Raw genomic sequence first — 17236 nt, forward strand, 5'->3', positions numbered from 1 at the left:
GAGGCGCACCCGGTGGGCCGAGCGGCCGGCGGTCGTTGGGTCGCGGTCAGCCCGGCAGCTCGCCGGACCGGCCGGTACGGCCCAAGCTAACCCCGGACACCGACAACGGCGCGGGCAGCAGATGGTCCGCCCGGGCCCCGCTGTCGGCCAGCCGGTGCAGCCGGTGCGGGACGTCGCCGCCGACCAGCACGATCACCACGGCGGTCAGCCCGAACGTCAGCACCGCCAGCGCGCTGCCCAGGGGCATGCCCTCGGCCAGGCGCGCGCCGAGCACCGGGGCCACGGCCCCGCCGAGCGCACCGACGTTGTAGACGAAGCCGAGCGACGCCGCCCGGGTCCGGGCCGGGAAGTGACCCGCGAGATACCGGGGCAGGATGCCGGAGATGCCCTGGCTGAGCCCCAGCAGACAGAACAGCAGCACACCGAGCCCGGCGGGGCTGTCCCGGACCGCGAAGACGGGGAAGACGAAGGCGAGCGAGGCGGCCAGCGCGAGGGCGTACGCGCGCCGCGTACCGAGCAGGTCACCGGCGTATCCGGCGAGCCAGCAGCCCGCCATCGTGCCGAACCCGGCCCAGAAGAGGACGCCGGTGACCTGGCCGGGCGAGTACCCCAGCTCGGTCTTCAGATAGGTGGGCAGCAGGGCCTGGACCGGCCAGCTGTAGAGGAAGGCACAGAAGACCGTCACCACCAGGGCCACGTACAGCACCCAGCCGCGCCGGCCGCCCAGCTGCACCGCGAAGGCCAGCAGACAGCCCGCGGCCACCACCGACAGCACCGGCACGGCGGCTGCGCCCACGGGCGTGAAGACCCCGAACAGCGCGGTCGCGGCGGCCACCGTGAGCGCGGAGTTGACGGCGGCCCGGGTGCGCCCGGCGAACACCGGCCGGAAGGGGCTCACCGGCGTTCCCGCGGCGGCCACCTCGGCGCTCCAGTCCGCGGCCTCGGGCAGCGAGCGCCGCATCCAGAGGGCCACCGGCACCGGCAGCACACCGATCCAGAACAGCCAGCGCCAGCCGAGCGCCGGGACGACCCAGCGGTGGACCTCGGCGGCCAGCACCGTGCCGAAGGCGTAGCCGGAGATCAGGAACCCGGAGGCCCGGCTGCGCAGCCGGGGCGGCCAGCTCTCCAGAACGTAGGTGGCACTGGCGCCGTACTCGCCGGCCATCCCGGTGCCGATCAGCAGCCGGGCGACGAAGAGGCTGGTGTAGTCCCAGGCGAAGCCCGAGGCGAAGGTCCCGAGCGAGTAGAGCAGAATGCTGACGACCATCGCGGGCCGGCGGCCGTACCGGTCCCCCAGCGCGCCGAGCGCCGCACCCCCGAGCCAGCGGGTGACGAAGGCGCCGGAGACCAGACTGGCCGCCTGCACGGTGTCGAGCCCGAAGTCGTCGGCTATCTCGGTCAGTACCAGCGTGATCAGCACGAAGTCGAAGCCGTCCAGGACATAGCCCGCCCAGACGGCGGCCATCGCCCGCCACTGCCGGCCCGACACCGCGCGGAGCCCGCGCCCGTCTCCCGGCGACGACGGGGACGACGGGGCGCCGGCCGGAGGCCCGGTCACCGCAGGCCCGCCTCCTCGAGGAAGCGGCACACGGCCTTGGTGGCGGCCTCCCCCAACGGGACCTGCGGTGCGGCGGTGGCCGGGCAGCCGATGACGCCGAGCAGGTGCAGCGCCGCCTTGAACGCGCCGAGCGCGGAGGAGCTGCGGCCCATGACGGACTCCTCCCCCACGTCGGTGAGGGCGAAGAGCGCGGCGAGCCGGTCCTGTTCGGCGGCGGCCTCGGCCCAGCGGCCCGCCCGGGCATGGCCGTACAGCCGCACGTACCCGGCGGGGTCGACATTGCCCAGGCCCGGCACGACGCCGTGCGCCCCGGCGAGCAGCGCGCCGTCGACGGCCAGTTCGGAGCCGGTGAGCACGGTGAAGGTCCGGTCGAGTCCGCGGCGGCGCAGGGCGACGAGGAGGCGGCGCAGCGCTCCGTCGTCGCCGCTGCTGTCCTTCAGTCCGGTGAGGGTGCCGTCCGCGGCGAGGTCCAGCACGGTCGCGGCGGGGAGCTTGGTGTGCACGGCGACGGGGATGTCGTAGGCGAACAGCGGCAGGCCGGCACCGGCCCGGACGCGCCGGAAGTGGTCGGCGATCTCGACCGGGTGGGTGCGGGTGTAGAAGGGCGCGGTGGCCACCAGCCCGTCGGCCCCGAGCCCGGCCGCGGTCCGCGCGTGGTCCAGCACGCGGGCCGTCGTCGTGTCGATCGCTCCGGCGAGGACGGGGACCCGCCCGGCGGCGGCCTCGACGACGGTGGCGAGGGCGGTGCGCCGGTGACCGTCGCTCAGATAGGCGGCCTCTCCGCTGGAGCCGAGCGCGAACAGCCCGGTCACCCCGGCGCCGATGAAATGCTCGACCAGCGCGCGCAGCGACGGGACGTCGACCTCGCCGTCGGGGGTCAGTGGCGTGCACAGCGGCGGGACGACGCCGGACAGCGGGGCGGGGAGGGGCATGGCGGCTCCAACGGTCCGACAACCATCACCAGGTGCTGACATTACGGACGTTGGACGTCCCATGTCCTGTGCCGACAGTGCCCGAGCCGTCACTCCTCGTCAAGCCCCGGCCGGGCGCGGCCGCCCGGCGTGGTGAGCCGGCCGTCCCCGGCGCGGCGTGTGCGGTGGCCGGCCCCCATTCCCGCCGGAGCCCTCAGCCGCGCCGGCACACCCCCCCCCCTGTTGACCGCACCTCCCGGGGTCCTTACCTTTGCGTGACCTGCCGCGACGACGGGGTCACGGCGCCGGCACGGCGCCCGGCCGCCCCGCCCCGAGCACGGACGGCAGGGGACGACCGCCACGTCCCGCCCGCCGCGACCCCCCGTTCACGGGAGTGGTGTGGCGAGCGGCGCACGACGTTGGAGTGACGAGTGACGGACACCGGAACCACGGAACAGCGGGCCCACGACATCGTGCTCTTCGGCGCGACCGGCTTCACCGGCGGACTGACCGCCGAGTACCTGGCGCGGCACGCCCCCGCCGCCTGCCGCTGGGCCCTCGCCGGCCGGAGCACCGCCAAGCTGGAACGGCTCCGCGACCGGCTGGCCGCCGTCAACCCCGCCTGCGCCGGTCTGCCGCTGCTGCACGCCGACGCGGGTGACCCGGCGGCCCTGCGGCAGGTCGCGGGCTCGGCCCGGGTGGTGGCCACCACGGTCGGCCCGTACAGCACCCACGGCGAGCCGCTGGTCGCGGCCTGCGCCGAGTCCGGGACCGACTATGTCGACCTGGCCGGGGAGCCGGAGTTCGTCGACCGGATGTATCTGCGGTACGACGCGCGGGCCCGGGAGACCGGGGCCCGGCTGGTGCACGCCTGCGGCTTCGACTCCGTACCGCACGACCTGGGCGTGCACTTCACCGTCGGGCAGCTGCCCGAGGGCGTGCCGCTGCGGATCGACGGCTTCGTCCGCTCCAACGCGACCTTCTCCGGGGGCACCTTCGCCTCCGCGCTCACCGCGCTCTCCCGGCCGCGGGAGACCGCGCGGGCGGCCCGGGACCGGCGGCACAGCGAACCCCGCCCGGCGGCCGGCCGCCGGGTGCGGGCGGCCCTGGCGCCGCCGCGGCGCAGCCGGAGCGTGCACGCCTGGGCGCTGCCGCTGCCGACGATCGATCCGCAGATCGTGGCCCGTTCGGCGGCGGCGCTGGAACGGTACGGGCCGGACTTCCGCTACCGGCACCACGCCGCGGTGGCCCGGCTGCCCGTCGCGGTGGCGGGGGTGGCGGCGGTCGGCGCGGTCGGGGCACTGGCGCAACTCCCGGCGGCGCGGCAGTGGCTGTCGGAGCGCCGGAAGCCCGGCGAGGGGCCGAGCCCGGCCCGGCGGGCGGGCAGCTGGTTCGCGGTCCGCTTCGTCGGGGAGGGCGGCGGACGCTCCGTGATCACGGAGGTCTCCGGCGGCGACCCGGGCTACGACGAGACGGCGAAGATGCTCGCCGAGTCGGCGCTGTGCCTCGCCTTCGACGACCTCCCCGACCTGGGCTCCCGGGGCCGGGGCCAGGTCACGACCGCGATGGTGATGGGCGAGGCGCTGACCGCCCGGCTGGTGGCGGCGGGGCTGACGTTCCGGGTCGTCCGGACGGGGTGAGGCGGACGGGGCGCGGGGGCGGCGAACCGGCCCCGGCCCCGCCGCCACCGGGCCGTCGGCAGTCGGGCCGGGTCCACTCCGCGCCGCCGCCCCGCCCCTGGAAGAGGCGGTACGCAACACCCCCGCCGCCGACGGCCGTCACCGGGCCAGGCGCGCGATCCGCCCCTTCTCGCCCGCGGCCCAGCAGCCGCGGTGCGCCATCGGGGCGCTGTCCGCGGCACCGTCCCGCCCCCGGTGCGCGGCGGAGCGGGCCGGGGCGCAGTCGACCGTGTCGAAGGAGCCCGGGTCGACGGTCCGCCAGGTGCGGCCGGCGTCGGTCGTCAGGTCACTGCCGGTGGGGCCCACCGCGATGGCGGCGGTGCGCACGCCCGGGAGCCAGGCCACACCGGAGCGGTAGGCCGTCGGGGGACGGCGGGACGCATTCCAGCCGCGGCCGGAGTCCCGGCTGGTGGCGGCGGCCTGCGGGGACGGCTGACCGGGCCGGTAGTCGCCGCCGACGGCGATGCCGTGCCGGCCGCGGAAGGCCACGGCGAAGACACCGCGGGCCGGATCGCCCGCCGGGACGGTCGACTCGGCCGGCTCGAAGGTGCGGCCCCGGTCCGCGGAGTGCAGGATGCGGGCGGTCGGCCCGCCCCCGGTGGCCAGCCACACGTCCCGGGGTCCGGAGACGGCCAGGCACTGGCCGCTCGCCGCGAACGCGGCGTCGCCCGGCTGCGCTTCGGGCATCCCGGCGGAGGGGAGCACCGACCAGGACCGTCCGCCGTCGGCGGTGGAGAGCAGCCGGTACCGGCCGTCGACCGGGTCGCTCAGCGCCAGTCCGTGCCGCCGGTCGAAGAACGCCATGCAGTCGTAGAAGGCCCGGGCGTCGGTGTTCCGGAAGGTCTCGGTCCAGCTCGCCCCGCCGTCGTCCGTGCGGAGGATGCGGGAGGCCTCGCCCTCGCCGATGGCCAGCACCACGGCGCGCCGGGCGTCGAAGGCCTCGATGTCCCGGAACTCCAGTGCGGCGGCGCCCGGTGGTGAAACGTTGCGCCACCGGCGCCCGCCGTTGGTGGTGCGCAGGACGGTGCCCTGGGAGCCCGCCGCCCAGGCGGTGCGCGGGCCGACGGCGGCGAGGCCGCGGAACCGGGCGGTGCTGCCGGTGTCGGTGAGCTGCCAGCCGGTCCCGGTCGTCGCGGAGGCCGCGGTGGTTCCGGTGGCGCCGGCCTGGGCCGGGGAGGCCGCGAGCAGCAGCCCGCAGAGCCCGGCAGCGACGATGTGCCACACGTTGCTGGGTAACGTCATGGCGCCGGAAGTTAGCCCACCCGGGGTGCCCCGTCCACCCCGCGACCGGAGGGCTCAGCCGACCGGCTGCGGGTGCAACTCCTCGTATCCCGGCGCCACCTGGGTCACGACGACCTCGGTCACCCGGTAGGCGCAGACCTCCTCCTGGACGAACGGGTCGCTGGCCACCACGGCCGCGATCCGGTCCCGGTCCTCGCCCACCGCGATGATGAGCCCTCCGTCGCGCGGGTTCTTCCGCCCGGAGACCACGAACACACCCGCCTCGTACTGCTCGTTCACCCACTCCCGGTGAGCGGGGAGCAGGGCGTCGATTTCGTCGAGGGGTGCTGTGTAGGTCAGCTCGAGTACGAACATGATCCCGAGCCTACGCTCCAGCGGGCCACCGCCGGGCCACACCCCTCGTCCGGACTCCGGTGACGGAGGACGGACCCCCGGGTACCGGCCCACCGGCCCCTTCGGAGGCCGCGCACCCGGTGGCCGCCGTCAGCCCGCGGCCGCCAGCGAGCGGCGGCACAGGCCGTCCGCCTGCCGGGTGGTCTCCGGGAGGCGGTGGCGGGACAGCCGCAGCGTGTGGGCGCAGGCGTGTTCGAGGCTGACGGCGTGTCCGACGGAGACGAAGACCGGCTTCACCCCGTCCTGGGTGCGCAGCGCCCGCCCGACCACCTCGCCGCCGTCCACCAGCGGTGACCAGGCGCCCCGCGGGGTGTCCGGCTGCTCGTAGGAGAAGGAGAACGGCGTCTTGGCGACCCCGAAGGACGGGATGCCGGTGAGGACGCCGAGATGGCTGGCGAGCCCGAGGCGGCGCGGGTGCGCGATGCCGTAGCCGTCGCAGACGACCAGGTCGGGGAGGCTGCTCAGCTTCTCCAACGCCTCCAGGACGGACGGCAGCTCACGGAAGGCCAGCAGGCCGGGGACGTAGGGGAACTCGGTCGTGCCGGTCGCGGTGGCCCGGTCCACCACCGCGAGGGATTCCAGGTCCAGGACCACCGCGGCGGCGGCCACCCGGCCGGAGTTCTCGTCGTACGCCACGTCCACCCCGGCGACCCGGCCCGCGGCGCCCGGCACCGGGCCGGGGCTGTCCAGATCGACGAGCCCGCGCAGCCGGCGCTGCTCGGCGACCGCCTCGTCCTCGGTGCGCGGCCATTCCCCCACAGTCCATCCCATGGGGCTGTCCTATCAGGCCGGACGGGTCCGCACCACGCGCGGGTCGTGGCCGGGGCGGGTCCGGCCCCCGATCACTCACCCCCCACCGGCGCGGGGCGGCCCGGACCCGGATCCCCCCTCCCCCACCGGGGCCGCCGGACTCCCCCTGCGGGCGCGCGTTCGAAGGGCTTCGGACCTCTGCGCGGTTTCCTCCGGGGAGCCACGGCCGAGCCCCATGAGGCATGCGTTCGAAGGGGGTATCCGGTGCCGCTCGGCCCGGGGCGGCGCCCCGGTCGGCGGTAACCTTTTTTCCTGATCTGTCGAAGGAAAGCGGGCCGTCCGTGAGAGCCAAGAAGTGGCCCCTGATCGTCGCCGCGCTGGTGCCGGCGCTGACCGCCGGATGCGGTGGCGCCGGTGACGACGCCCGGGCCGGGGCGATGGACGCTCCGGTGGTGAGCGCACCGGTCGCCGCTCCCGCCCACACCAACCGGGAGGGGACGGCGGTGGTGTACGGCAAGGCCGACGCCGCGCACGTCCTCGCGGTCTACCTCGACCTCCGCTGCCCGCACTGCGGCAAGGCGGAGACCGCGCTCGGCCCCACCATGCGGAAGCTCGCGGACCAGGGCATGTTCAAGATCGAGTACCACTTCGCGACGTTCCTGGACGGATCGCTCGGCGGCAGCGGATCCGCTCGCGCCCTGAACGCGCTGGGCGCCGCGGCCGACCGGGGCCAGCGGACGTTCGGGGACTATCTGCACGTGCTCTCCGCCCACCAACCGGCGCGGAACGACGACGCCTTCGGTTCCCCCCGCACCCTGCTGGCGCTCGCGGACCGGGTCGACGGCCTGCGGGCCCCCGGCTTCGACCGCGCGGTCGAGCGGGAGCACTGGATGCCCTGGGTGAAGAAGGTGTCCAAGGCCTTCTACACCAGCGGGGTCTCCAGCACCCCCACGGTGCAGCTCGACGGCGCCCCTCTCACGGTGCTGACGGGGCGTGGAGAAACCGTCGGACCTGCCCGTTTCGCGCAGGAGGTCCGCAACAGCCTCTGATTTTCCCGTGACCGAGGTCACGCCCCCCTCGAATGCACGGAATGGCTTCGCCCGGCGTCTCACCCGGTGCCGCGACACGGACCCGACACGAGCGCGAGGAGCCAGGCGTTGTCCCCTGTCATTGACCAAGCCGTCCAGGCCGGTCTGATCACCGCCGAAGCGCAGGTGCTCGATATCCCGGCGGTGCTGCGCTACCGGCGCGACGACCCCCTGGCCGTCCGGATCTGCTTCCCGCCGCGGGCCTCGCTGGCCGGTTCGGACGTGGCGTGGGTCTTCGCCCGCGACCTGCTGGCCGCCGGCCTGAAGGAGCCGGCCGGCGACGGGGACGTCCATGTGCGGCCGTTCGGCGCCGACACCACGGTCCTGGAGTTCCACGCGACCGTCGGCACGGCCATGGTCCGGATGGACTCCGCCGACCTGCGCCGCTTCCTCCAGCGCTCCTATCTCGTGGTGCCCGCGGGCCAGGAGTCGGCGCAGTTCGACCTCGACAGCGAGCTGGCCGCCCTGCTCCGCGAGGCATGACAGGCCCCGGGGCGCAGCCGGTGGCTCCGGGCGGCGCCCCGGCAACGGGGGCACGGCAGGGCTCTTGACGCGCTCACCTCGGCGCCCGCACCGGAGCGGCCGGGGCTGCGGCAGCCCCGCCGAACCGCAGGCGGACGAAGCGCGGCCGGTAGAGAGAGACATTGCGGTTGACGTGGGCGAGGGCGGCGGAGTCCGGTCCGAGCCAGTTGACGTCGTAGCTCAGCAGCAGCCTGCCGCCGGCCCCCACCCCAGGGTGCGCCTGCGGGTTGTAGGCCGCGGTCCTGGGGTCGGGCGCCGAGTCGGGCGGCAGCGGCGCGGGGAAGCCCCGGTCCGGGCCGTGCCACGGCCCCTGCGGTGAGCACGCCCAGTACGTGGCGACGGTGGACAGCCCGGCCGCCCGCGGACCGCCCGCATCCATGGTGAGGAGCACCCAGGTCCGGCCCCGGCGCACGACGCTGAAGGCGCTGCCCACTCCATAGCGCGCGCCGTCCCCGAGCACCGGGTGCGCCCGCGCCGGCCCCCGCCGCCAGCCCGATCCGTCCCAGTAGCGCCACGCGGACCGGTCGGCGAGGGAGCCCGTCGGCACCCGCGCGAGATAGGCGTACGAGGACGGCCGGGCCGGGGTGGCGCCGGTTCCCTCGTCACCGCCGTAGACATAGGTCGTGCCGCCGCGGCGGACGGCCGTGGTGCCGTAGAGGACCCGGCGGCCGGGATCCGGCGCGCCGGGCCCGGAGATGCGCTCGATGCCCTCCAGCCGCAGGCCGGGGAGGGAGAGGGTGGCGACCTCGGTGGCCTCCGGCACCCCGTACAGCCAGGGCGGCGGCCCCTCGGTCCGGGTCCACAGCAGGACCCGGACGACCTGCTCCGCCGCGCCGGGCGTCCGCGGCTCGACGAGCGCCTGGACCGGCCAGCGCCAGTGCCGCGGCCGGGCCGACACATCGGGGAACAGCGGCGCGGGGGCGGCGGCCGTACCGCCGGTGAGGGTGCGTTCCGGCCGGCCGGACGGCGCCGCCACCACGGCGGAGTTCCGCACCCAGGCGGGCCCGCCGGGCGGCACCTCGCGCCAGGCGTGGGGCTGGCCCGCCGGGTTGGGCGGGCCGTGGACCCGGCCGAGGAAGGAGTCCGAGAACAGCCACAGGATCCGGCCGTCCGGGAGGCGCACCGAGTGGGTGCCGTCGCCCCCGGTCCAGTCGTCGAGGCGGCCGGGATCGTCGCCGTAGCGGGCGAACGCTCCGGTGGCGCGGTCGTCGGCGGACCAGGAGGCGATCCGCAGGCCGGGGCACCGCGAGGGCGCGCCGTCGCCCCCGTCGCCCCCGGCGAGCGCGGCCAGGACCCCGGCGGTGAGCAGCAGAGCGACGAGGATCACGGTGCCGGCCCGGCCGCGGGCCGGACCGGCCCGCGGGGCCGCACGCCCTGACCAAGGGCCCACACCGAACACCTCCATGACGAGACGTCAGTCCGCCGCAGGTTACCGACGGGTCACCCGGTCGGTCGACAGGGCGAGGTCCGGTATCCGAGAAATACCGGGAATGATGCCCGCTGGGCGGATGGGGACGGTGGAGCGGGCGCCGGGTGACGTTCAGGATGGGGCCACCAGCAGTCGCCCGCCGACCCCAGGGAGCCCCTGTGCCCAGCAAGAAGGCGCTGATCCGCCGCCCCAGCCCCCGCCTCGCGGAAGGCCTGGTCACGCATATCGAGCGGTCGCCCGTCGATCCGGACCTCGCGCTGCGGCAGTGGGACGGCTATGTGCAGGCGCTGATGGCGCACGGCTGGGAGCCGTTCGAGGTGGAGCCCGCCCACGACTGCCCGGACAGCGTCTTCATCGAGGACACGGTGGTGATCCACCGGAACGTCGCTCTGATCTCCCGCCCGGGCGCCGACTCCCGGAAGCCGGAGACGGCGGCCGTGGAGGAGGCGGTGGCCCGGCTCGGCTGCTCGATCAACTGGGTGTGGGCGCCGGGGACACTGGACGGCGGCGACGTCCTCAAGGTCGGCGAGACCATCTACGTGGGCCGGGGCGGCCGGACCAACGCGGCGGGGGTGCAGCAGCTGCGGGCCGCCTTCGAGCCGCTCGGGGCACGCGTGGTCGCGGTGCCGGTGAGCAAGGTGCTCCATCTGAAGTCCGCGGTGACCGCACTGCCGGACGGCACGGTCATCGGCTATCCCCCGCTGGTCGACGACCCCGCGGCGTTCCCGCACTTCCTCCCGGTTCCCGAGGAGTCCGGGGCCCATGTGGTGCTGCTCGGCGGCGGAAAGCTGCTGATGGCCGCGAGCGCACCGAAGAGCGCGGAACTGTTCACGAGCCTCGGCTACGAACCGGTGCCGGTCGACATCTCGGAGTTCGAAAAGCTGGAGGGCTGCGTGACCTGCCTCTCCGTGCGGCTGCGGGATTTGTACGCATAGCGGGACGAAGCCGGGCGCCGCTCCATCGGCATTGGCCATCGCCTTACCAGGGCCTTAACCTACGGGTTCGTAACCTACGGCTACGTAGGTGTAGTACCTGTCCCCGTATGCCAGGAGCCGCTTTGTCCATCACCCCTGCCCACCTCAACGGCTCCAGGGAATGGAGTGACGCCCGGCTGCTCTACGCGCTGGAGGAGGTCGTCGAGACCGAGCTCAACCGGCATCTGAAGGTCGCCAAGGACTGGATGCCCCACGAGTACGTGCCCTGGAGCGACGGCCGGAACTTCGGCGGCGTCATGGAGGGCGAGCCGTGGTCGCCGGAGCAGTCCAAGGTCAGCGACATCGGCCGGACCGCCCTGGTGGTGAACCTGCTCACCGAGGACAACCTCCCCAGCTACCACCACGAGATAGCCACGCTCTTCGGCCGTGACGGCGCGTGGGGCACCTGGGTCCACCGCTGGACCGCCGAGGAGGGCCGGCACGGCATCGTCATGCGGGACTACCTGCTGACCTCCCGCGCCGTGGACCCGGACGAGCTGGAGCGCTTCCGGATGTCGCACATGTCGGAGGGCTTCGAGTCCGACAACCGGCACAGCATGCTGCACTCGGTCGCCTACGTCGCCTTCCAGGAGCTCGCGACCCGCATCTCGCACCGCAACACGGGCCACCACTCGGGCGATCCGGTGTGCGACCGGATGCTGGCGCGGATCGCCAACGACGAGAACCTGCACATGGTCTTCTACCGCAACCTGCTGGGGAAGGCGTTCGAGCTCGCCCCCGACCTGACGATGTGTGCCGTCCGGGACGTCGTCGTCAACTTCCGGATGCCCGGCCACGGCATGCCCGGCTTCGAGCGCGCGGCGGCCCGGATGGCGATCGGCGGGATCTACAACCTGCGGATCCACCACGACGACGTCCTGCAGCCGGTGCTCCGCTTCCTGAAGGTGCTGGAGATCTCCGGCCTCGGGCCCGAGGGCCTGAAGGCGCAGGAGGAGCTCGGCCTGTTCATGGGCGGCCTCGACGACCAGGCGACCAAGTTCGACGAGCGCCGGCAGGCCCTGCTGGCCCGGCGGGCCGCCCGCGCCTCCTGACGCCCGGCAGGCCCCGCACCACGACACGGATCGGCCCCGCTCCCGTCCGGGAGCGGGGCCGATCCGTATCTCCGGCGATCCGTATGCGTGGGCGCCTGTCCGGCGCCCGTCCGCGGCGGACGGTCCCCGCACGGCGCGAGGGCCCGCATCCGGCCGGGACGCGTCACCCACCCGTCGCGCGGCGGGGTGGCCACACACAGCAGCAGGCCCGGTGCAAAAGCACCGGGCCTGCTGTCGTAGTAGCGGGGACAGGATTTGAACCTGCGACCTCTGGGTTATGAGCCCAGCGAGCTACCGAGCTGCTCCACCCCGCGTCGGTGAACCCGACTCTACGCGCTCATGGCCGTGGCACCAAATCGTTTCGGCGTCAGCCGGCGCGGAGCCGGCGCCGCTCGTTCTCGGAGAGGCCGCCCCAGACGCCGAAGCGCTCGTCGTTCGCGAGCGCGTACTCCAGACACGGGACCCGCTCCTCGCAGGCCAGGCAGACCCGCTTGGCCTCCCTCGTGGAGCCGCCCGCCTCGGGAAAGAAGAACTCGGGCCCGGTCTGGGCACAGAGGGCCCGCTCCCGCCACTCGGGCTCCGTGCGGCCGTCCGGGCCGCTGATCTCGATCAACATGGCATCCACTCTGGCGAGCCCCGATCAACGGACACTCAACATCCGATCAACAGCTTCGCGCATATGTGACATCCACCACATACAATCTCCCGCGTACGCGTCGCCACGGCAGCCGGCCGAGCCCCGTCGGCCGGGGAACCGGGGCAGAGCCGGAGGAATCCTCTATGCCGGAGCTCTTCATCGATGGCCGGTGGACGGCCGCCGTCGACGGGCAGGTACGCGAAATCCGCTGCCCGGCCGACGGCACACCGGTCGCCACCGTGGACGAGGCGGGTCCCAAGGACGCCGCCGCCGCGGTGGCCGCGGCGCGGGACGCCTTCGACCGCGGCCCCTGGCCCCGTACCCCGGCCGCCGAGCGCGGCCGGCTGCTGCTCCGCGTGGCGGACTTCCTGGAGCGGGACAAGGCCGACTTCGCGCGGGCCGAGTCCCTCGACACCGGGAAGCGGCTGGTGGAGAGCGAAATCGACATGGACGACATCGCGAACTGCTTCCGGTACTTCGGCAACCTGGTCTGCGCGGGCGGCACCGAGCGGGTCATCGACACCGGCGACCCGGCGGTGGACAGCCGGGTGGTGCACGAGCCGGTGGGCGTCTGTTCGCTGATCACCCCGTGGAACTACCCGCTGCTGCAGACCGCCTGGAAGGTGGCGCCCGCCCTCGGCGCGGGCAACACCTTCGTCCTCAAGCCGAGCGAACTCACCCCGCACACCGCGATCCTGCTGATGCGGCTGCTGGAGGAGGCCGGGCTGCCGCCGGGCGCCGGCAATCTGCTGCTGGGGTCCGGGGCCACCGTCGGCGCACCGATCACCACCGACGAACGGGTGGACCTGGTGTCGTTCACCGGCGGGCTCGTCACCGGGCGCCGGATCATGGCGGCCGCCGCCCCCACCGTGAAGAAGATCGCGCTGGAGCTGGGCGGCAAGAACCCCAACATCGTCTTCGCCGACGCGGACTTCGACACCGCGGTCGACTACGCCCTGATGGCGGTCTTCCTGCACTCCGGGCAGGTCTGCTCGGCCGGGGCGCGGCTGCTCGTCCAGCAGGAGCTGCACGACGCGTTCGTGGACGAGGTCGTCGCGCGGGCCCGGGAGATCCCGCTCGGCGGCCCGTTCGACGAGAACGCCCGGACCGGCCCGCTCATCTCCGAGGAACACCGCGCGAAGATCGAGTCCTATGTCGCGGCGGGCCTGGCCGAGGGCGCGGTGCTCCGCTGCGGCGGACGGCGCCCGGACGACACCGCTCTGCAGAATGGTTTCTACTATCTGCCGACCGTGCTCGACGACTGCACACCGGGCATGTCGGTGGTGCGGGACGAGTCGTTCGGCCCGGTGATGACCGTGGAGCGGTTCCGCGACGAGGACGAGGCGGTGGCTCTGGCCAACGACACCGTCTACGGCCTGGCGGGCGGCCTGTGGACGCAGGACAGCGAGCTGGCCCAGCGGGTCTCCTCCCGGCTGCGCGCCGGGACGGTCTGGATCAACGACTTCCACCCGTACGTACCGCAGGCGGAATGGGGCGGCATGAAGCAGTCCGGCGTCGGCCGCGAACTCGGACCGGCCGGGCTGGCCGAGTACCAGGAGCCCAAACACATCTGGCGGAACACCGCACCGCGGCCCCAGAGGTGGTTCGCGTGACCGCCGCGGAGCCCGCCGGCTCCGGCGACCGCCCCGCTGGCCACGACCACGACCACGACGACTCCTCGCTCGCCGAACTCGGATACAAGCCGGAACTCAAGCGCACCCTCGGCAACTTCCACACCTTCGCCGCCGGGGTCAGCTACATCTCGATCCTGACCGGCACGTTCCAGCTGTTCTACTTCGGTGTGAGCCACGGCGGGCCCGCCTACTGGTGGTCCTGGCCCATGGTCTTCGTCGGCCAGCTCATGGTGGCGCTCTGCTTCTGCGAGCTGGCCGCCCGGTATCCGGTCGCCGGATCGGTCTACAACTGGTCCAAGACGATGGGCGGGCCGCACGTCGGCTGGCTCGGCGGCTGGATGATGATGACGGCCACCATGGTGTCCCTGGCCGCGGTGGCGCTGGCGTACCAGATCACGCTGCCGCAGATCGACGACTTCTTCCAGTTCGTGGGCGACGGCACCGGGGAGAACGACGCCGCCGCCAACGCCGTGCTCCTCGGCTCCGTCCTCATCCTCTTCACCACCCTGGTCAACGCCTTCGGGGTGAAGCTGATGGCCCGGATCAACTCGGCCGGTGTCTTCATCGAGCTGGTCGCCGCCATCGTGCTCATCCTCCTGCTGGCCGCGCACATCACTCGCGGCCCGGCCGAGACGCTCACCGACACCTACGGGCTGGGCGAGGGTCAGACCCTGGGCTACTTCGGCGCGTTCCTGACCGCGTCGCTGGCGTCGGCGTATGTGATGTACGGCTTCGACACGGCCTCCTCGCTCGGCGAGGAGTCCCTCGACCCGGGCCGGAATGCCCCCCGGGCCATCCTGCGGGCGCTGATCGCCTCGTTCCTCATCGGCGGTCTCATCCTGCTCTTCGCCCTGATGTCGGTGCCGAACCTGCAGGCCAAGCAGTTGTCCGTGGACGGTCTGCAGTACGTGGTCCTCGCCACGCTCGGCTCCACGATCGGGGAGATCGTGCTGTGGTGCGTGGTCATCGCGATCACGGTCTGCGAGCTGGCCGTCCAGGCCGCCGGGATCCGGCTGATGTTCGCCATGGCGCGGGACAACAACCTGCCCGCCGGCTCGAAGCTCGCCCGGGTCAGCCCGCGCTTCCAGACCCCGGTCGTCCCGGCCGTGGTGATCGGGATCGTCGGAGTCCTCATCCTGGTGCTGAACATCAATCAGCCGCAGATCTTCTCGGTGATCACCAGCATCGCGGTCATCATGATCTACCTGGCCTACCTGCTGGTCACCGCGCCGCTCCTGGTCCAGCGGCTGCGCGGCAAGTGGACCCCGGCGAAGGGACGCTTCTCGCTCGGCCGCTGGGGGCTGCCGGTCAACTTCCTGGCGGTGCTGTGGGGCGGCGCGATGGCCCTCAACCTCGCCTGGCCCCGCGCCGAGGTCTACAACGCCACCGGTCCGCAGCACTGGTACCTGCGGTGGGGAGCCTTCGTCTTCATCGGCATCGTGGCCGGCGGCGGCTTCCTCTACTACTGGTTCATCCAGCGGCACCGCACCGGCGTCCTGGCCGAGCACCGGGCGACGGGGCCGGGCGAACCGCAGAACCCCGCCACCTGACGGGCCCCCGGCCGCCCCACTCCGACCCGACGCGCCCCCGTCCCGTACCTCGTTGCGGCCCGCCTCGCCGTGCACCTCGACGGCATGCCGGGCGACCCGACGCCGAGCCACACACCCCAAGGCAACCCGACGCAAGGCCACCCGAACCGAACGCACTGAGAACCGAGCACCGAGCTGGAGAGCGCCATGCCCGAAGAAGCCCCCGTGGACACGTTCGACTACGTCGTCGTCGGCGGCGGGACCGCCGGATCCGTCGTGGCGGCCCGCCTGACGGAGGATCCGGAGGTCAGCGTGTGCCTGCTGGAGGCCGGCCCGTCGGATGTCGGCGACGACAACATCCTCCAGCTGACGAAGTGGATGGCGCTGCTGGAGTCGGGCTACGACTGGGACTACCCGATCGAGCCGCAGGTCAACGGCAACAGCTTCATGCGGCACGCCCGCGCCCGCGTCCTGGGCGGCTGCTCCTCGCACAACTCGGCCATCGCCTTCTGGGCCCCGGCCGAGGACCTCGACGAGTGGGCCGCCATGGGCTGCACCGGCTGGAGCGCCGCCGAGTGCTTCCCGCTCTACCAGCGGCTGGAGAACAACGACGAGCCCGGCGACCACCACGGCCGCTCCGGCCCGGTGCGCATCCGCAACGTTCCGCCCAACGACCCCTGCGGGCGCGCCCTCCTGGAGGCCTGCGCCGCGGCGGGCATCCCCACCACCCCGTTCAACACCGGCACCACGGTGATCCGGGGAGCGCACTGGTTCCAGATCAACGCCCGCGAGGACGGCACCCGCTCCTCCGCCTCCGTCTCCTACCTGCACCCGATCCTCGGCAAGCGGCCGAACCTGGAGGTCCGTACGGAGGTGCGGGCCAAGCGGGTGGTCTTCGACGGCAACGGGCGCGCCACGGGCGTGGAGTACCTGGATCCGGACCTGATCCATTCCCGTACCGTCGGCGCCCGCCGCGAGGTGGTCGTCTCGTGCGGCGCGATCGACTCCCCGAAGCTGCTGATGCTCTCCGGCATCGGACCGGCCGAGCACCTCCGCGAGACGGGTGTGGACGTCCGGGTCGACGCACCCGGCGTGGGCTCGCACCTGATCGACCACCCGGAGGGGCTGATCATGTGGGAGGCGAAGCAGCCGATGGTCACCTCCTCCACCCAGTGGTGGGAGATCGGGATCTTCACCGACACGCAGCCGGGTCTGGACCGGCCGGACCTGATGTTCCACTACGGCTCGGTGCCGTTCGACATGAACACCTACCGGCACGGCTACCCGACGACGGAGAACGCGTTCTGCCTGACTCCCAACGTCACCCGCGCCCGGTCCTCCGGCACGGTGCGGCTGCGCACCCGCGACTTCCGCGACAAGCCCCGGGTGGACCCGCAGTACTTCACCGATGAGCACGACGTCCGGGTGATGACCCACGGACTGCGGCTCGCGCGCGAGATCGCCGCGCAGCCGCCGCTGGCGGACTGGACGGGAGCGGAGCTGGCCCCGGGCCCGGACGCCCAGTCGGACGCGGAACTGTTCGACTACATCCGCAAGACCCACAACACCGTCTACCACCCGGCGGGCACGGTGAGGATGGGCACCCAGGACGACCCCACGGCACCGGTCGACCCCCAGCTCAAGGTCAAGGGCGTGACCGGACTCCGGGTCGCCGACGCGTCCATCATGCCGTTCCTGCCCGCCGTCAACCCGTGCATCACGACGATGATGATCGGCGAGAAGTGCGCGGACATGATCAAGCGCGGATGAGCTGACGGCGCCCGGCCCGGCCCCCTTTCCGACCCCGGGGGCCGGGCCGGGCGCATGCCGGGCCCCGG

At 73.6% G+C, this 17236-nt stretch carries 15 protein-coding genes and 1 tRNA gene; 8 read left to right on the top strand and 8 right to left on the bottom strand.

The window, feature by feature from the left end:
* Positions 1–46: 46 nt before the first annotated feature.
* On the bottom strand, positions 47–1465 hold the full coding sequence (locus ACFYYR_RS03760) for an MFS transporter (protein ID WP_388847250.1): 1419 nt from the start codon (positions 1463–1465) through the stop codon (positions 47–49).
* Positions 1466–1554: 89 nt separating this feature from the next.
* A complete protein-coding gene (locus ACFYYR_RS03765) occupies positions 1555–2490 on the bottom strand; it encodes a dihydrodipicolinate synthase family protein (RefSeq protein ID WP_388846555.1) in 936 nt (311 codons plus the stop codon).
* A gap of 410 nt (positions 2491–2900) precedes the next feature.
* Here ACFYYR_RS03765 and ACFYYR_RS03770 point away from each other — a divergent pair, with 410 nt between their 5' ends.
* On the top strand, positions 2901–4109 hold the full coding sequence (locus ACFYYR_RS03770) for a saccharopine dehydrogenase family protein (RefSeq protein ID WP_388846557.1): 1209 nt from the start codon (positions 2901–2903) through the stop codon (positions 4107–4109).
* Positions 4110–4247: 138 nt separating this feature from the next.
* Here ACFYYR_RS03770 and ACFYYR_RS03775 read toward each other — a convergent pair whose 3' ends face one another.
* The 3 genes from ACFYYR_RS03775 to ACFYYR_RS03785 form a co-directional block, all read right to left on the bottom strand.
* The gene (locus ACFYYR_RS03775) at positions 4248–5390 is read right to left on the bottom strand and encodes an oxidoreductase (RefSeq protein ID WP_388846559.1); all 1143 of its coding nucleotides are present in this window, start codon (positions 5388–5390) and stop codon (positions 4248–4250) included.
* 54 nt (positions 5391–5444) lie between these two features.
* On the bottom strand, positions 5445–5744 hold the full coding sequence (locus ACFYYR_RS03780) for a YciI family protein (protein ID WP_388846561.1): 300 nt from the start codon (positions 5742–5744) through the stop codon (positions 5445–5447).
* Between the two features lie 129 nt (positions 5745–5873).
* Entirely contained in the window at positions 5874–6554 is a 681-nt protein-coding gene (locus ACFYYR_RS03785) for an endonuclease V (protein ID WP_388846563.1), read from the bottom strand.
* Between the two features lie 320 nt (positions 6555–6874).
* Here ACFYYR_RS03785 and ACFYYR_RS03790 point away from each other — a divergent pair, with 320 nt between their 5' ends.
* Both ACFYYR_RS03790 and ACFYYR_RS03795 read left to right on the top strand, forming a co-directional pair.
* On the top strand, positions 6875–7582 hold the full coding sequence (locus tag ACFYYR_RS03790) for a thioredoxin domain-containing protein (RefSeq protein WP_388846565.1): 708 nt from the start codon (positions 6875–6877) through the stop codon (positions 7580–7582).
* 108 nt (positions 7583–7690) lie between these two features.
* Positions 7691–8104: an SsgA family sporulation/cell division regulator gene (locus ACFYYR_RS03795; RefSeq protein ID WP_388846567.1), complete on the top strand. Its 414-nt coding sequence runs from the start codon at positions 7691–7693 to the stop codon at positions 8102–8104.
* A 73-nt stretch (positions 8105–8177) separates the two neighbouring features.
* On the opposite strand, the gene ACFYYR_RS03800 is transcribed toward ACFYYR_RS03795, so the two are convergent.
* The gene (locus ACFYYR_RS03800) at positions 8178–9533 is read right to left on the bottom strand and encodes a DUF4185 domain-containing protein (RefSeq protein ID WP_388846569.1); all 1356 of its coding nucleotides are present in this window, start codon (positions 9531–9533) and stop codon (positions 8178–8180) included.
* Positions 9534–9730: 197 nt separating this feature from the next.
* On the opposite strand from ACFYYR_RS03800, the gene ddaH reads away from it, so the two are divergent.
* Both ddaH and ACFYYR_RS03810 read left to right on the top strand, forming a co-directional pair.
* Positions 9731–10507, top strand: coding sequence for a dimethylargininase (gene ddaH, locus ACFYYR_RS03805; RefSeq protein WP_388846571.1), 777 nt, complete (start codon positions 9731–9733; stop codon positions 10505–10507).
* A gap of 122 nt (positions 10508–10629) precedes the next feature.
* On the top strand, positions 10630–11598 hold the full coding sequence (locus ACFYYR_RS03810) for an acyl-ACP desaturase (RefSeq protein WP_388846573.1): 969 nt from the start codon (positions 10630–10632) through the stop codon (positions 11596–11598).
* Between the two features lie 240 nt (positions 11599–11838).
* On the opposite strand, the gene ACFYYR_RS03815 is transcribed toward ACFYYR_RS03810, so the two are convergent.
* Together ACFYYR_RS03815 and ACFYYR_RS03820 are read right to left on the bottom strand one after the other, a co-directional pair.
* A tRNA-Met gene (locus ACFYYR_RS03815) sits at positions 11839–11912 on the bottom strand.
* Between the two features lie 53 nt (positions 11913–11965).
* Positions 11966–12214, bottom strand: a complete 249-nt coding sequence (locus ACFYYR_RS03820) for a WhiB family transcriptional regulator (protein ID WP_388846575.1) — start codon at positions 12212–12214, stop codon at positions 11966–11968.
* Between the two features lie 164 nt (positions 12215–12378).
* On the opposite strand from ACFYYR_RS03820, the gene ACFYYR_RS03825 reads away from it, so the two are divergent.
* From ACFYYR_RS03825 to ACFYYR_RS03835, 3 genes are all read left to right on the top strand, one after another.
* A complete protein-coding gene (locus ACFYYR_RS03825; RefSeq protein WP_388846577.1) occupies positions 12379–13848 on the top strand; it encodes an aldehyde dehydrogenase family protein in 1470 nt (489 codons plus the stop codon).
* On the top strand, positions 13845–15419 hold the full coding sequence (locus ACFYYR_RS03830; protein WP_388846579.1) for an APC family permease: 1575 nt from the start codon (positions 13845–13847) through the stop codon (positions 15417–15419). The genes ACFYYR_RS03825 and ACFYYR_RS03830 overlap by 4 nt, the downstream gene beginning before the upstream one ends.
* Positions 15420–15605: 186 nt before the next feature.
* Positions 15606–17168: a GMC family oxidoreductase gene (locus ACFYYR_RS03835; protein ID WP_388846581.1), complete on the top strand. Its 1563-nt coding sequence runs from the start codon at positions 15606–15608 to the stop codon at positions 17166–17168.
* The last annotated feature ends 68 nt before the right edge of the window (positions 17169–17236 follow it).

The sequence above is a fragment of the Streptomyces sp. NPDC001922 genome (genome assembly GCF_042891165.1).
In the GTDB taxonomy this organism is placed as follows: domain Bacteria; phylum Actinomycetota; class Actinomycetes; order Streptomycetales; family Streptomycetaceae; genus Streptomyces.

What these genes read in the sequence shown, in the direction of transcription:
- ACFYYR_RS03825 (WP_388846577.1), top strand. Translation starts at nt 12,379, where the DNA reads ATGCCGGAGCTCTTCATCGATGGCCGGTGGACGGCCGCCGTCGACGGG.
- ACFYYR_RS03835 (WP_388846581.1), top strand. Translation starts at nt 15,606, where the DNA reads ATGCCCGAAGAAGCCCCCGTGGACACGTTCGACTACGTCGTCGTCGGC.
- ACFYYR_RS03775 (WP_388846559.1), bottom strand. Translation starts at nt 5,390, where the DNA reads ATGACGTTACCCAGCAACGTGTGGCACATCGTCGCTGCCGGGCTCTGC.
- ACFYYR_RS03765 (WP_388846555.1), bottom strand. Translation starts at nt 2,490, where the DNA reads ATGCCCCTCCCCGCCCCGCTGTCCGGCGTCGTCCCGCCGCTGTGCACG.
- ACFYYR_RS03760 (WP_388847250.1), bottom strand. Translation starts at nt 1,465, where the DNA reads ATGGCCGCCGTCTGGGCGGGCTATGTCCTGGACGGCTTCGACTTCGTG.
- ACFYYR_RS03780 (WP_388846561.1), bottom strand. Translation starts at nt 5,744, where the DNA reads ATGTTCGTACTCGAGCTGACCTACACAGCACCCCTCGACGAAATCGAC.
- ACFYYR_RS03820 (WP_388846575.1), bottom strand. Translation starts at nt 12,214, where the DNA reads ATGTTGATCGAGATCAGCGGCCCGGACGGCCGCACGGAGCCCGAGTGG.
- ACFYYR_RS03785 (WP_388846563.1), bottom strand. Translation starts at nt 6,554, where the DNA reads ATGGGATGGACTGTGGGGGAATGGCCGCGCACCGAGGACGAGGCGGTC.